The organism is Amycolatopsis benzoatilytica AK 16/65 (assembly GCF_000383915.1).
Lineage (GTDB): Bacteria > Actinomycetota > Actinomycetes > Mycobacteriales > Pseudonocardiaceae > Amycolatopsis > Amycolatopsis benzoatilytica.
This window is the reverse complement of record NZ_KB912942.1, coordinates 2,283,108-2,296,954: the sequence shown is the minus strand read 5'-3', so window position 1 is coordinate 2,296,954 and position 13,847 is coordinate 2,283,108. Positions and strand designations below refer to the sequence as shown.

General features: G+C 68.3%; 13 protein-coding genes. 2 read left to right on the top strand and 11 right to left on the bottom strand.

Annotated features, from left to right (window positions below; translation table 11 throughout):
* Positions 1-6: 6 nt before the first annotated feature.
* The 9 genes from AMYBE_RS44765 to AMYBE_RS41410 form a co-directional block, all read right to left on the bottom strand.
* A complete protein-coding gene (locus tag AMYBE_RS44765; RefSeq protein ID WP_245573178.1) occupies positions 7-408 on the bottom strand; it encodes a hypothetical protein in 402 nt (133 codons plus the stop codon).
* 17 nt (positions 409-425) lie between these two features.
* The gene (locus tag AMYBE_RS0110385) at positions 426-2,045 is read right to left on the bottom strand and encodes an MFS transporter (protein WP_020659310.1); all 1,620 of its coding nucleotides are present in this window, start codon (positions 2,043-2,045) and stop codon (positions 426-428) included.
* 130 nt (positions 2,046-2,175) lie between these two features.
* Positions 2,176-2,697 (bottom strand): MarR family winged helix-turn-helix transcriptional regulator, encoded by a 522-nt coding sequence (locus AMYBE_RS0110380; protein ID WP_020659309.1) that lies wholly within the window; start codon positions 2,695-2,697, stop codon positions 2,176-2,178.
* A 656-nt stretch (positions 2,698-3,353) separates the two neighbouring features.
* Positions 3,354-4,400 carry an MBL fold metallo-hydrolase gene (locus AMYBE_RS0110375; RefSeq protein WP_020659308.1) on the bottom strand — a complete coding sequence of 349 codons (1,047 nt, stop codon included), beginning with the start codon at positions 4,398-4,400 and terminating at the stop codon, positions 3,354-3,356.
* Positions 4,401-4,463: 63 nt separating this feature from the next.
* Positions 4,464-5,567: an MBL fold metallo-hydrolase gene (locus tag AMYBE_RS0110370; RefSeq protein ID WP_020659307.1), complete on the bottom strand. Its 1,104-nt coding sequence runs from the start codon at positions 5,565-5,567 to the stop codon at positions 4,464-4,466.
* 35 nt (positions 5,568-5,602) lie between these two features.
* Complete coding sequence (locus tag AMYBE_RS41415; RefSeq protein WP_020659306.1) at positions 5,603-6,937, bottom strand: MFS transporter; 1,335 nt, start codon at positions 6,935-6,937, stop codon at positions 5,603-5,605.
* Between the two features lie 22 nt (positions 6,938-6,959).
* A complete protein-coding gene (locus AMYBE_RS0110360; RefSeq protein ID WP_020659305.1) occupies positions 6,960-7,946 on the bottom strand; it encodes an MBL fold metallo-hydrolase in 987 nt (328 codons plus the stop codon).
* A gap of 15 nt (positions 7,947-7,961) precedes the next feature.
* A complete protein-coding gene (locus AMYBE_RS0110355) occupies positions 7,962-8,741 on the bottom strand; it encodes a class II aldolase/adducin family protein (protein ID WP_020659304.1) in 780 nt (259 codons plus the stop codon).
* The gene (locus AMYBE_RS41410; protein ID WP_020659303.1) at positions 8,738-9,772 is read right to left on the bottom strand and encodes a ketopantoate reductase family protein; all 1,035 of its coding nucleotides are present in this window, start codon (positions 9,770-9,772) and stop codon (positions 8,738-8,740) included. The genes AMYBE_RS0110355 and AMYBE_RS41410 overlap by 4 nt, the downstream gene beginning before the upstream one ends.
* Positions 9,773-10,106: 334 nt before the next feature.
* Between AMYBE_RS41410 and AMYBE_RS0110345 the strand changes: the two genes are divergently transcribed.
* Positions 10,107-11,705: a PucR family transcriptional regulator gene (locus AMYBE_RS0110345; protein ID WP_020659302.1), complete on the top strand. Its 1,599-nt coding sequence runs from the start codon at positions 10,107-10,109 to the stop codon at positions 11,703-11,705.
* A 99-nt stretch (positions 11,706-11,804) separates the two neighbouring features.
* Here the strand turns inward: AMYBE_RS0110345 and AMYBE_RS0110340 are convergent, their stop codons facing one another.
* Both AMYBE_RS0110340 and AMYBE_RS0110335 read right to left on the bottom strand, forming a co-directional pair.
* Positions 11,805-12,950 carry a hypothetical protein gene (locus AMYBE_RS0110340; RefSeq protein ID WP_020659301.1) on the bottom strand — a complete coding sequence of 382 codons (1,146 nt, stop codon included), beginning with the start codon at positions 12,948-12,950 and terminating at the stop codon, positions 11,805-11,807.
* On the bottom strand, positions 12,938-13,291 hold the full coding sequence (locus tag AMYBE_RS0110335; RefSeq protein WP_051124673.1) for a metal-sulfur cluster assembly factor: 354 nt from the start codon (positions 13,289-13,291) through the stop codon (positions 12,938-12,940). The genes AMYBE_RS0110340 and AMYBE_RS0110335 overlap by 13 nt, the downstream gene beginning before the upstream one ends.
* A gap of 112 nt (positions 13,292-13,403) precedes the next feature.
* On the opposite strand from AMYBE_RS0110335, the gene AMYBE_RS0110330 reads away from it, so the two are divergent.
* Complete coding sequence (locus tag AMYBE_RS0110330; RefSeq protein WP_020659299.1) at positions 13,404-13,763, top strand: DUF2249 domain-containing protein; 360 nt, start codon at positions 13,404-13,406, stop codon at positions 13,761-13,763.
* Positions 13,764-13,847 lie beyond the last annotated feature (84 nt).

Here is a 13,847-nt window from a genome sequence, read left to right as displayed (position 1 = left end):
TGCAGGTCAGCCGGGGATCTGGAGCGTTGTGGTTAGCGTGCAAGATCGTCCTCGGACACGCTTACTATCTACACCAGGGCTGGTCGTCGCATAGACGGCCAGCTCTTTTGGTTCGTAGCGTAGTTCCAGGTTCAGCGCCCGGTACAGGCGGCTCATGCCAGCCGTGGTTGCGTCGGCCAGTGTCCCGCAGACATCGCCGAGGGCATCGATCCTCGCATAGATCTCGGCGACCGTGACGCTCGTCGCGGCCGGCACGCTCTCGATCTGGGCTTGCGCGGCGGCTCGTTCCGCTTGTGCTTCGTTCATCGGGTCGACAAGCGCTTCGGGCTCGACCCCGGCAGCGATGGCAGTTTGATACCGCTGGAGCTTCCCTTCTGCGTCCGCCAGTCGGTTTCGCGCAGCCTGCACCGTGCCACCGGCTGCGCTCAGGGCCGTTCGTCCGCGTCGGGTTCCGTGAACACGTCCGGGTTTCGCCGTCGGCCCAGCATCGTCAACGCGATAAGGGCGGCCGCCGCGGCGGCGATGCCGCATACCAGGTAGCCGAGGGCGTAGGCGTGGGAAAGTGCGTGGAACGCGACGTCTTTGAGGGGATTGAACGGAATCGGGGCGCCGCCGGGTCCCGGTACCTGCGCCGGGACGCCGTTCTGCCCGAGCGGGCCGGACTTCACCGCGCGGACGGCGGCTTCCACCGCCGGGCGTTGCGCGGCGGGGACGTGCTGCGGTGCGGCGTAGAACGTGTCCAGTGCGGACTTGAGGGAGGGGGACGAGGCGATTTGGGCGTTGATCGCGTTCGCGGCGTTCGTCAGCGCGATCGTACCCACGATGGCAGGCCCGAGCGTCAGGCCGCCGTCGCGCAACATGCTCGTCGCCCCGCTGGCCATGCCGGCCTTGGACGTCGGGACGCTGTTCACGGCGACGACGGTGATCGAGGTGACGGCCAGCTTGAACCCAGCGCCCGCCACCAGCAGCGGAGCCGCGACCGCCCCGATGGAGAGGTTCGTCGCCGGAATGGCGGCGAGCACGAAGTCGCCGATACCGATCAGCGCCATCCCGGTGCCGAGCACGACGCCGGGGCTGAACCGCTCGACGACCCGCGTGCTGACCGGGAACAGCACCACGCCCATCACGTTCAGGCAGAAGAAACCGAGCGAGGTGGCGAGTGGGGTGTACTCCTGGATGGCCGACAGCCGGATGCTCGTCGCATACGCGGTGCCCAGGTAGGCGAACATGCCGACGACGGTCACCACCGCGGAGACCGTGAACATCCGGTTGCTGAACAGGTCCAGCCGGATCAGCGGCCGGTCCACCCGTCGCTCGATCGCCACGAACAGCGCCATGAACACGACGGCCACGACGAACCCGCCGATCACCGGAACACTGCCCCAGCCGTCGTCGGCTCCCTGGATCACCGCATACAGCAACGCGAACAGGGACACCGCGATGGTGATCTGGCCCGGCCAGTCCAGGGACCGGCCCACCGGCGCGGCGGAGTTCTGCGCACCCGCCAGGGTGATCGCACAGCTGACCACGGCCAGGACCGCCATGGCGAGGAAGGCGTAGCGCCAGCTCGCGTACTCACCGCCCGAGTGGTGGATGCGGGCAAGCAGGCCGGCCAGCACCGGGGAGATGAAACCGGCGCCGGTCAGAGCGGCGGCCCAGATCGAGATGGAATGCGCGCGCTGCCGGACGCTCTGCGTACCCGCGGCGAGCATCGCGATCGACGTCGGGAAGATCGCCGCGGCTCCGACGCCGGAAACCACCTGACCGGTGAGGAGCACGCCGGTGCCGCCGCTGGGCGTGAAGAAGCCGAGCAACCCGCCGACGGCCATCAGCGCGGCGCCGACGGCGAGCAGCCGCTTGCGTCCGAAGAGGTCACCGACCACGCCGAAGGACAGCTCGAGCAACGTCACCGGCACCAGGAAGGCGTCGGAGACCCAGGTCAGCGTCGTCGACGAGGTGTGCAGGTCCTGGTTGATGAAGCCGTTGATGACGGCCGGGATGGACAGGCCGATCTGGGCGACGGCGACGGCGGCAGCCGCTGCCACCAAGGTGCCCCGTCGGAGCTCCACTGGTGCAGCCGGGCCGGAAGGGGCGACGGTCTCACTCACGATTGTGAAGCAAACCACACCGAAAACCAGATGTACAGGTTTCCTGACTATTGCCGGAGAAGGGCTGCTACCGGGGTTTTTCGTCCGCCGGGCGGAGTGGTGGGTGAGTTTCGACCCGGTGCTCAAGCAACGCGCGACGGCACAGTTCCAGCGAGTGTTGCAGTTCGCTGGCCTGGCCGTCGGAAAGCAGCGAGACCATGCGGTCCTGCAACGCGGCCACCTGGGGTCGCAGCCGCACGAGCAGCCGGTGGCCGGCGGGCGTCAGTGCGATGACGAGGCGGCGGCGGTCGGCGGGGTCGCGATGGCGCTCGATCAGCCCGCGGTTCAGCAGCGCAGTCACCATGTCGGCCATGCTCTGATCGGTGACGAAGGACTGCCGGGCCAGGCGCGCGGCGGTGAGGTCGGGGTGGCGCTCGAGGACGGTCAGGGCGGTGTACTGCAGCGTCGTGATGTCCGCTGGACGGACGAGGGCGTCGAGTCCGGCGCGCACCGACAGCTCGACCTGCTTCACCAGGTACAGCAACGTCGACGGCGGCGTCGCCGGATCGCCTGAACCGGCCCGGTGCGGCCGAGTGTCACCAGTCGTCATGATTAGCCAGGACCTCCCTGGACAACCATCGTAGGCGTAGGCCCGGACCGGACTGCGCGCCACAGCCTGACGTCGGCGATCAGCGTCGTGGTCCGTTCACTGAGCTACTCCCGACTGAGCTTTCTCCCCTGCCGAGTTATCGCACTCAATGCCAGCTGGAGCCCGAAGAGGTGCAACCGGTCGTGGTGGCGTTCAAGGCGGGCACCTCTATGCAGAAGCTGGGATCGCTTCGGCGTCGACCACACCACCATCCTGCTGCGACTCCACGGACTCGGGCTGCGGACAAGATTCTCCAAGCTGAAGCCGGACGAAGCACAGGTCGCCGCCTAGCTCTACAGCGGGTGGACGGTTCATGAGCTGGCACGGCAACACCATGCAACCGCGAGCGCGGCGCGCGCATACCTGCTCGACGCTGGGGTGACGCTCCAACGACGCGGACGGCAATGGTTCAAATAGTTTCCATTCATGCAGGACTCTACTCTCATTGCTCAATCCGGAGACATCAACAATTGCGCCTATTAAACAAACTTGAATGAACCCCGGAAATCACCCAGCACTACAACTTGTCCGCACACTCCTGAAGCAGGGTCCACCCAAACCGGCGGCAACGTCTCCGCCGAAACGCATTGATCATCCTGGCGGGCAGCGCAACCTCGCTAGCAGCACGACTGATGGTTGTGGGCAGTCGAGGCTGCGGTGGGCGAGGCCGACTCGGTGTCTGCGATCCGCCCGCGCAGCATGTACTCCATGACCTTCATGAACCGCTCTGTCCCGCCGGCACCGAGGATGAACGGGTCGCCCGCACCAGGGTCGTCGGCAAGCTGTTGCATCCGCTCCAGTCCGTAGTCGCAGAACGGGTGGTTGTTCAGCTCCACATCGACGCCCGCCTGCTGCATCCGGAGCCGGAACGTCTCGATGGAGGAGAGGTAGGTGCGCTGGCTCGCCAGGTCGCTCGGCACTTTGGTCCCGCCCCACAGCATCGCGGTGTGGTGCTTGCCCTTGTACCGCACGGGAAAGATCGGTGAGACGGTGCCGGGGGTATGCCCCGGGGTGTAGTGCAGGGTCAGGGTGGTGTCCCCCAGCGTGAGCCGCTGCCCGTTGCTGATGTCGAGGTCGTGCCGCGGTTGGTCGGATTGCGTGGTGCCCGCCATATAGGCCCAGTCGGCGGGCGACATCAGGACCCGCGCACCATAGGTGTCGGCAAGATATTGCGCCCCGCCGAAATGGTCGAAATGCCCATGGGTGACGACCACGTACCTGATCGCCGCCGGGTCCGCGCCGAGCGCGCGCAGGCCGGGCGCGATGACGTTCTGAACGTCCGCAGGCGAGTTCAGCGAGTCGATCAGCACGATCCCCGCGCTGGTGAACACGGCTCGCGCCTCGACGGAAATCGGCTCACCGACACCGAACACAGCCAGATTGTCGAAGACCATCATCGGCCCGGGCGGGTACTGCCGGGGAGGGGTGTTCCGGCCGCCCAGCGAGCCGATGATGTCCAGCAGGACGGGGTCGTCACCGGCCAGCCGTTTCGCCTGGTCGTAGTAGTGCTGGGCGGTGGTAGCGCTTTCAGCGTTCGCGACGCCGCCGGGCATGAAGGCGTAGGCGCCGACACCGGCCGCCGCGGCGGCCGCGTACCGGCCCAGGCGCCGTCGGGTGAACGCGGGCTCGTCGGATGGGCGGGCTTGATCGTCTGAAATGGACATCTGGACTCCTTGTCCGTCGGGCCGACAAGATGCTCCCGGCCGGTGGGGGCCTCAACCGGGAGGCTATGCGGAGTTGCGCTTCGTGACGGCGATCTCGTCGAGGTCGTGCCCGATGACGATGTCGCCGTCGAAGTCCTTGCGTACCCGCCGTTCCCATTCGTGGTCGGGCACGGCCGCGGGGTCAGCCGGCGCGAAGTGGTGCAGGGCCAGTGCGCGGACACCGGCCCGGGCGGCGACCTTCCCGACGTCGGTGACGTCGGTGTGGGAATCTCGCAGATGCGCCAGCTGCTTCGGCGGCAACTGCTGTGCCGTGTAGTACGCGATGTCGACCACCTCGTGGCAGAGCACGTCGGCACCGGAGGCGAGCCGGACGAGGTTGTCGCAGACCGCGGTGTCACCGCTGAAGACCACCGCCCCATCCGGGGTGTCGAAACGGAACGCGAAAGACGGAAACACGGGCGGATGAGCGACCAGCGTCGCCGTGACTTCGACATTCTCGTCCCGGTACACCGGCCACGGCTGCATGTCCGGCGCGAAGGGACCGGCGGGACCGGCTCCGACGTCGGGGACCTCGATGTCCTGCGTCGTGAAGGAATTCCTGATGTCCGCGCGCTCCGTGTCCCGCATCCGTTCGTTGATGTCGTAGGCCGTCGCGACGATCGAGGCCGCGAAATAGTCCGCGGTGCCCGGCGCGGGGTTGGCTGGGTTCACGACGGGCACCGGCCGGCCTCCGTCGTCGGGCAGGCCCCCGGCGCGGCCAGGGCCGAAGACGTGCACGGGCCGGACGGTGTCGCCCGCTTTGCGCGGCTTCCAGTTGAGCCAGACCATGTTGTACAGATCAGCGATGTGATCGGAGTGCAGATGGGTGACGAAGATCCCGCGCACCGCATCGAATCCCATGCCGCCGCGCCAGAGCTGACCGGCGGCCGCAGCCCCGGCGTCCACGACATATCCCACGCCGTTCGCGACGAGCACCGATGCGATGCCACGCCGGCCGTCCGATGGTGACGGGCCGCCCGCGGTACCCAACAGCACAACCTTGGTTCGTGCGGACGATTTCAGTGGCGCGACCGCGCTGGCCGGTGCGGCGACGGCGAGCGGCAGGGCTGCCGCGGAGCCGATGGCGAGGGTGCCTCGCATCGCCGCGCGCCGCGTGATCCGGCTCATGCCCGGTCGTTCCTTCCCATGTCGGTCACTCCGTATCAGGCTTCCGACCGCGCCGGCTCGGTGCCGGGCTGGGAGGGCTCCTCGCCGGTGGCGTTCAGATCGTTGTGCCGGGTCTCCTTGATCAGAAGCACGCAGACAACGGTCACGACACTGCTGGCCGCGAGGAACGCCGCGACGTAACCGATACCGCCCTTCCCGGCGGTGAGCAGGCTGCTCGCGATCAGCGGGGTGAACCCGCCGCCGACAACCGACGAAAGCTGGTATCCCAGCGAGGCTCCGGTATACCGGCTTCGGGTGCCGAAGCTTTCCGCCATGACTGCGGGCCAGGGCGCATAGCACACGACCTGCAACACGGCTCGGCCGAAGAGCAGCGAGATCATCAACCCGGCCGTGGAGCCCGCCTCGATCAGAGCGAACGTCGGATAGGCCAGCGCGACCGTTGCCACCGCACCGATGAGCATGGTCGGGCGGCGTCCTATCCGGTCGCTCAGCGCTGCCGCCGCGGGCATCGTGACCAGTTGCAGCGCGGAACCGATGGCGAGCCCGGCCAGTACGGTCGACTGGGCGTGCCCGCGCTGCACCGCGTAGGCGAGGATGAACGTGCTCCACAGGGCCTGGATCACCAGCGGCCCAAGGCCGATCCCCGTGGTGAGGACGAGTGTGCGCGGCCTGCGCAGGATCTCCACAATCGGCGGAGGACCCGTGCGGTCGGTTTTCTTGGCTTGCCGGAAAACGGGGCTTTCGTCGACCTTCATCCGGATGAACAGGCCGACCCCCAGCAGCACGATGCTGGCCAGGAACGGCACCCGCCATCCCCAGCTGAGGAACTCGTTCCTGGGCAACGCGGTCACGGCGAGCACGGCGACCGTCGACATCAAGGACCCCAGCGGTGCACCCATCACCGTGAAGCTGCTCCAGAAGCCGCGGCGCCGGCCGTCGGCGTGCTCGGCGGTCATCAGCACCGAACCGCCCCACTCGCCCCCGACCGCGATGCCCTGCACGGCGCGCAGCACCGTCAGGCAGATCGGTGCCCAGATACCGATGCTCTGGTAGGTCGGGAGCAGGCCGATGAGAAAGCTCGAGACCCCCATGATGATCATGGTGAGCTGCAGCATCGACTTGCGACCGAGCCGGTCGCCGAAGTGCCCGAAGACAACCCCGCCGAGCGGCCGTGCCAGGTATCCGGCGGTGAACGTGCCGAACGAAGCGATGGTGCCGATCGCGGGGTCGAGATCCGGGAAGAACAGTTTGTTGAACACGAGCGCCGCAAGGGTGCCGTACAACAGGAAGTCGTAGAACTCCAAAGCGGTGCCGAGCAGGCCGGACACGGCGACGGTTCGAAGCTGCCTGCGCTGGTGGGGCTGCGACATCGAAGCCTCCCTATCAGGATTGTCAGAGTGGAATGCGGTCGAGATCGTCGCCGACGATCAGGCTCCCGGAGAAATGCTCGCCCGCCGCGTGCCAGCGCGGGCGGTCGATTTCACCGGGTACGAAATGGTTCAGCACGAGCGTGCCGACCCCGGCCTTCTCCGCGACCCGGCCGACCTCCGGAATGGACGTGTGCGCGGAGGTGTGGTGCGCGATCATCGCCTCGGCCACCGCGGTATCCGCATTGCCGTAGCGACGCCCGACCCACTGCTCGTCAATTACCTCGTGCACCAGAATGTCGGCACCGGTGGCGAGGGCGACGACATTGTCGCAGTATCCGGTGTCTCCGGAGAACACCACCGATCCGTGTTCCGTGTCGAAGCGGAAGGCGAACGCGGGCACCATCGGTGCGTGCCGCACAAGAACCGCCGACACGGTGACGTGCTCGTCGCGATATACCGGTATCGGCTCCATCGGTGGCGCAGGAGCGGTCTCCGGATGAAATGCCACCTCCTCGGGGAGTTCGATGTCCCGCGCCTGCAGGAGCCGGCTCGGATGGCTGCGCGCGTTGTCCGCCAGCCGGTCGTTGACGTCGGTCGCGAACGCTTCGACGAGTTTTCTTACAGTGTCGGCGAAACCGGGTACCGGCTGTTCCGGGCACACCAAGCCACCGACGTCCGCGCCGAGCGGCGGTGCCTGCCCGCGAGAACCGGGGCCGTAGAGGCTGACGGGCGACGCCACTTCCTCCAGGTTCTCGAACCATCCATACAGCAACAGGTTCGCCAGGTCGGAGATGTGGTCCGAATGCAGGTGCGTGACAAACCCCGCGCGGAGTGCCCCGAAGTCGAGCCCCGCGAGCTTGAACTGGCGGCATGCACCGTAACCGAGGTCCACCAGGTACACCGCGCCGTCGAGCACGAGTGCGGAAGAGATGCCCGCGCGAGCGCCCCACACGCGGGGGCCGCCCGCCGTCCCGAGGAGGACGACGGCGGGCTCGGATGACTGGGTCATCAGTGCTCCGAATCGTTAGGCCGCATAGCCGGGGTCGATCTGATCGACCCGACGGCGCAGCGCGTCGAACAGGGATTTGCCCGCGACGGTACGGTCGCCGAGCTGGAACGACTCGCGGGTCGATCGCACGGCGGCCTCGTCGGTGACGGGCATGAGCGGCTGCCCGCAGGACTGCGCGGCGAGCTGGATCTCGCAGGCACGCTGCAAAGTCCAGAGCATCGCGAAGGCGGCGGGCAGCGTCGGTCCGAGTGCGAGCAGACCGTGGTTGCGCAGGATCATCAGGTTGCGGTCGCCGAGATTCGCCACGAGCCGCGGCTTCTCCTCGGGATCGACCGTGATGCCCTCGAAGTCGTGGTAGGCGATCATGTCGAGCAACTGCGCGGAGTAGAAGTTGTTCGGGTCCAGTCCGTCACGCAGGCAGGCGACGCCGGTGCCCGACGTGGTGTGGGTGTGCATGACGCAGTGGGCGTCCGGGCGCGCGGCGTGGATGACGGAGTGGATCAGCAGGCCCGCCTCGTTGATCGGCCAGTCCGAATCGGACAGGATGTTCCCGTCGAGGTCGATCTTGACCAGGTTGGAGGCGGTCACCTCGCGGTACATCAGGCCGAACGGATTGATGAGCAGGTGCCCCTCCTCCCCCGGAACGCGGACCGTGATGTGATTGAAGATCATTTCCACCCAGCCCAGCTGATCGAAGACGCGGTAGCAGGCGGCCAGTTCGAGCCGGGCGTCCCATTCCGCCTGGCTCATGGACGCGGGCTTCGACGACCGGACGTCGGGGTAGACGGCAGTCAAGAGATCCTCCTTGGCTGGTTATCGTGGATGCGATGGGTTCGGGAAGTTGCCCCCGGAAGGCGCTCTCGGCAGGCGAGCAGCGCATGGACCGCGTCGGTCAACGGGGACGGAACACCGGTGCGGAGCGCAAGTTCGCGCACCGCGCCGACGATGGCGGCAAGTTCGAGCGGCCGGCCGGCTTCCGCGTCCTGCAACATGGAGGTGCGGAACGCGCCGAGTTGTCGCGCGATGTCCAGCCGTTGCCCGGCTGTCATCGGGGTCGGGATACCGAGTTTCGCCCCGACCGCGGCTGCCTCGTCGAACATGCCGGAGCACAGCCGCCACAATTCGCGGTCGTCGAGGATGTCCGCGACGGTGGCCCCGGTCAGCGCGCTGATCGGGTTCAGGTTGACGTTGCCCAGGAGCTTCTCCCAGACGGCAACGCGAATGTCGGCCACCGGTGCCACGTCGAGGTCACTGCCCGAGAACGCCTCGGCACACCGGACGATCCGGTCCGTGACGCCACCGAGCGGATCACCGATCAGGAGCTTCGTGCCGCTGGTGTGGGTGACGTGTCCGGGCGCGGCGACAGCGCTCGTGAAGTGCGCGACGCCGGCCATCGCACGCCCTGGCGGCAGCAGGCGCAACAGCGCCCCTTCGGGATCGACGGACCGCAGCACGGGATCGTCGCCAAACGCGTCCACTGTGGACGGCAACCACCAGGGCACGCCGTTGACCACGACCAGCAGTTCGGCGCCTTGCTCGAGCCATCCGCGGACACCGCGGGCCGCGGCCGCGAGATCCTGGCTCTTGACGCACATCACGACGAGGTCGGGCTCCGGCAACTCGGCCGGTTCGGACGCTGCCGGCACTCGAAGGCGAACCTCGCGAGGCTCCCCCGGCACGCTCACCTGGAGGCCTCGGTCGGCGATGGCAGCGAGGTGCGGACCGCGCCTGCCCAGTACCGACACCTCCCCGCCGGCCGCAAGGCACGCGGCGGCGAGGACGGCACCCACGCCGCCCGGGCCCACCACAGTCACGCGCGAACCCATGGCTATCGCTCCTTCTGCGGAGTCGCGCTTACCGGCACAAGAGAACCCGTCCGCGCCGATGTGCGTGGCGACCGAGGAACTGGGCTTGAAGAAGCAGGAGGGTTCATCGGCGCTCGCCCCGCTCGGCGGCGCGGTTCAGATGGACCGCGATCACCTTGGCAGGACGACGTCGAGTCCTCGTGACTGGATCGGGCTCCACCTGAGCCTCCCTGTTCCGTCGGTGAACTGGCTGTCTCAGCGTGCCAAGCACAGCACGGAGCAACAATGGCGATACCGACACCGCACGAGCCTTGATAGCGTTGGATTCGACATTCGGCTGGAAAGGACGGCGGACATGAGCGCCGTATCTGTCACCGACCTCGTCGTCGCGCTGCGGCACGACGTCATGGAGGTCACCGCACATGGCGATACCGCGCGTCAGGTGAGCGGGGTCGAACTGCTCGACCCGGAGACGGGCGAGGCGAGCGGTCCGAGCCAGCTGCTGCTCGGCGTCGGGCTCGACCTTGGATCCACGGAACAGACGGCCCGCGCGGTGCACATTGCTGCCCGGTCCTCCGGCGTGCTCGCGGTGAAGGCCAGTGGTCCGGTGCCGCGGCAACTCCTGAACCGCGCCGCCGACGCGAGCGTGCCTGTCGTGTCGATCGGTTTGCGCGTGCCCTGGAGCTTGGTCCAGCGCCTGGTGTCCACGTTGCTCGCGACGCATCGCGATGGGCAGGCCAGGGAAGCGGTGCTCGGCGGGGATCTGTTCACCCTCGCCAACGCGACAGCGGCGGCGATCGGCGGCGCGGTCGCGATCATGGACACCGGCCGGGCGATCATCGCGTACTCCAACCTGCCGGATCAGCCGATCGACGAAACCCGGCGCCGCGGAATCCTGGGCCGGACGGTGCCGGAGGAAGCCTTGCCCGACCATCTGGCCGAGGAGATCTGGCGCAGCGACACCGTGGCGCGGCATCAGCGGCCAGGCGACCTGCCGCGAGCCGCGGTGGTGATCCGGGCCGGAGACGAAGTCCTCGGCTCATTGTGGGCGGTCTTTCCCGAGACCATCGCGATCTCCGGATGCGAGGCGCCGATGCAACAGTCGGCCAAGATGGCCGCGCTGCACATGCTCGCGCTCCGCCGCCAGCTCGATGCCGATCAGGACAGCCGCAATCTCGCGTTCCGCACCGCGCTCGACCGCCCGGAGAGCACGGATGTCGAGGTGCCCCTGCCGAGCACGCTGCTCGGGCTTGACCTGCCGAAACCCGCTGCCCGGCACACCACCAACAACCTGCGCCTGCTCGATCTGTTCGCCCAGGACGGCCGGGCGCTGGGGCACCAACCCGCGCTGGTGCTGAGCAACGACCGGATCTACGCCCTGCTGCCGATCGCCGCCGGCGACGCGATCCCGGTCGAAACGCTGGTGGCCCACCTGCACGAGCGCGCCGCTCGGGCCTTGCACCTCGAGATCACCACGGTCAGCAGCGGCGAGGTGTCGACGCTGTCCGAGCTGCGCGACAAGCGCCGTGATGTGGACAGTGCGCTGGACCACCTGCGTGCCACCGGTGTCGCCAACGGGCGGTACACGACGGACGAACTACGCGCGGAACTCGTCCACAAGCGACTGCTCGACACAGTGCGCCGCGACCCGTCGCTGCGCACCGGTCTCGGCGAACGCATTCTCGAGCACGATCGGAGGCACAGCACCGAATTCGGTGCCACCCTGCTCGCGTATCTCCGGCACCTCGGCGATGTCGCCACAGCGAGCGCGCACGTGCTCATCCACCAGAACACCCTCCGCCAGCGGCTGCGCCGCGCCCAGGACCTGTTCGACCTCGATTTCGGCAATCCCGCACAACGGCTCCAGCTCGAACTGGAACTGAGTTGCTGCGCGGGATCGGTCACGGAGCGCTCCCTTGAGGCAGTCACAGCGCCGAGGACGGTACCTCGGTGAAAGTGGGCGGGGCGTGCCTATCGTGGTGCGCACGCAACGTTGGGTGGAAGCGGGATCGACCGGAGATCTCCGTCCCCGCGGACCGCACCTCGCCGCCGATCACGTCGGCGTACCGGTGCTCTCGGCCACCTTCGCGGCTCCTCGGCGGGCCCGCGCCACGGAGCCGACGACGAGCGCCAGAAACAGCAGGATGGCTACTTCGTTGAGTACACCGCCGACCTGCCAGGCCGGGATGTCACCCGCCGCGTCACCGCCCAGCAGCCGCAGCGCCAGCGAGACGTGCAGCAGCGCCAACGGCACGTAGGCGATCGGGTGGTAGGGCAGCCGCACCCGCAGCACCGCGGGCACGATCACCGGGGCGTGCGCGAACACCATGGAGAACACGAAACCCAGAAACACCGCGTGCAGCATCGCGTCGTACCCGCGGCCGTCGGCCAGCCGCCCGAACGCCAGCCACAGCCCGCCCGCTACCGCCAGCCAGCCGTACCCGGCGGCCAACGCGACGGCCATGTACCGGGTGACCCCGCGCATACGGATCGTCCGGCGCACGATGTCATAGCCGGCCAGCCAGCCGGCCAGGCCGAGCATGCCCAGACCGGCCACCCGAACCCCGACCGCGGGCACGACTACCGAGACGCCGAGCCCGGCCAGCAGCACCGCGATCACCCCGGCGAACAGCGCCCGGCCCCGGGTCGTGACCGCGACCAGGCGGGACAGTTCCAGGCGCTCCCCGGCGATGGTCAGCACCAGGAATCCGGCCAGCCACGGCACTAGCGCCGAGATGTCCCGCCCGGTCAGCCACAGCGACCCGGCCACGCACCAGCAGGCGGCCCCGGCCGCCTGAGTCGCGTTGTGCCAAGAGGGTTGGACGCGGTGCAGTTCGGCGAACACCGCCAGCAATCCGAATCCGGCCAGTCCGACGAGCACCTGCCCCGTGCTGGCCGACAACCCGACCATCAGCCACAGCGCACCGATCCCGCCGGCCGCGGGGACCAGCCAGGCCCAGGCCTGGTCCAGCGCCACGGCCCGCTCGGCCGCGATGAGCGTGCCGAGAAACCCCAACGGCATCAGCACCCCGTGCAACTCGGCCAGGTCGGTGTGCCCGGCCGGTATCGGCAATCCGAGGCGCAGCAACCCGGCCCACAGCCCGGCCAGCAACGCCAGCATGCCGAACGCGATGACCGGCGCGGCCCAGCCAGAGCGACCCGGCCGACGCGCCACGGCGACGGTCGTCACCGCGACCATCCCAACAGCCGCTTGGCCTCGTCGGTCATCATCGCCGGACTCCACCGCGGCTCCCACACCAGATCCATCAGCACCTGCGGCGCACCGGGCAGCTGGGCGAGGCAGCGGGTGACCTCGTCGTCAAGGTAAGCGTGCAACGGGCAACCGGGTGTGGTCAGCGTCATTCGCACCGCCACCGCCGTGGCACTGACCTCGACGCCGTACACCAGCCCGAGATTGACGATGTCCACGCCCAACTCGGGGTCGATCACGTCGCCCAGCAGGTCGAGCACCAGATCCTCGGTCGCCGGCCCGGCGACCAGAGCCGTCACATCCCGCCGGGATTCGCCTCGGCTCGTCATCGACGGCTCCCTTCGCCTGTGCTCCAGCCATCGCTACCCACTAGTTTTGACGAGTGATATTGTAAAAACAAGCTAGAATAGTGTGAGGTGAGCGAACCGGAGCCTGCAGCGGATGGACCGAAGCGGCCTGCCCCGCGCCGCCGACCGCCTCAACGGACTGCCGCACTACCTCGCCGGCCTGCCGGCCACCGAAGCCCTGCCCGTCCCCAACCCGTCAACCGAGGAGAGCGCCATGACCACCGCCAGCCCCGAACTCGATGTCCGCCAGGAAATCCCGGCTCGCCGCCACGAGCTCATCTTCGCCACCTACGGCGCCCTGACCGCCGGGGCGAGCTTCGTTCTGGTCAACGACCACGACCCCAAGCCGCTGTACTACCAGTTCGCCGCCGAGCACGCCGGCCAGTTCACCTGGGACTACCTCGAACTCGGCCCCGAGGTGTGGAAGGTCCGCATCGGACGCCCCGCCGCCTGACCGCACCCCCCGACCAACACCGGGCGCGGCGGAGTGAACTGGCGCCCGCCCACGCCGACGAATCGCCGCGAGGACTACCGGCCG

Coding starts and splice junctions, on each gene's coding strand:
- AMYBE_RS0110380 (WP_020659309.1), bottom strand. CDS start 2,697: ATGACGACTGGTGACACTCGGCCGCACCGGGCCGGTTCAGGCGATCCG.
- AMYBE_RS0110375 (WP_020659308.1), bottom strand. CDS start 4,400: ATGTCCATTTCAGACGATCAAGCCCGCCCATCCGACGAGCCCGCGTTC.
- AMYBE_RS0110370 (WP_020659307.1), bottom strand. CDS start 5,567: ATGAGCCGGATCACGCGGCGCGCGGCGATGCGAGGCACCCTCGCCATC.
- AMYBE_RS41415 (WP_020659306.1), bottom strand. CDS start 6,937: ATGTCGCAGCCCCACCAGCGCAGGCAGCTTCGAACCGTCGCCGTGTCC.
- AMYBE_RS0110360 (WP_020659305.1), bottom strand. CDS start 7,946: ATGACCCAGTCATCCGAGCCCGCCGTCGTCCTCCTCGGGACGGCGGGC.
- AMYBE_RS41410 (WP_020659303.1), bottom strand. CDS start 9,772: ATGGGTTCGCGCGTGACTGTGGTGGGCCCGGGCGGCGTGGGTGCCGTC.
- AMYBE_RS0110345 (WP_020659302.1), top strand. CDS start 10,107: ATGAGCGCCGTATCTGTCACCGACCTCGTCGTCGCGCTGCGGCACGAC.
- AMYBE_RS0110340 (WP_020659301.1), bottom strand. CDS start 12,950: ATGGTCGCGGTGACGACCGTCGCCGTGGCGCGTCGGCCGGGTCGCTCT.
- AMYBE_RS0110335 (WP_051124673.1), bottom strand. CDS start 13,291: ATGACGAGCCGAGGCGAATCCCGGCGGGATGTGACGGCTCTGGTCGCC.
- AMYBE_RS0110330 (WP_020659299.1), top strand. CDS start 13,404: ATGGACCGAAGCGGCCTGCCCCGCGCCGCCGACCGCCTCAACGGACTG.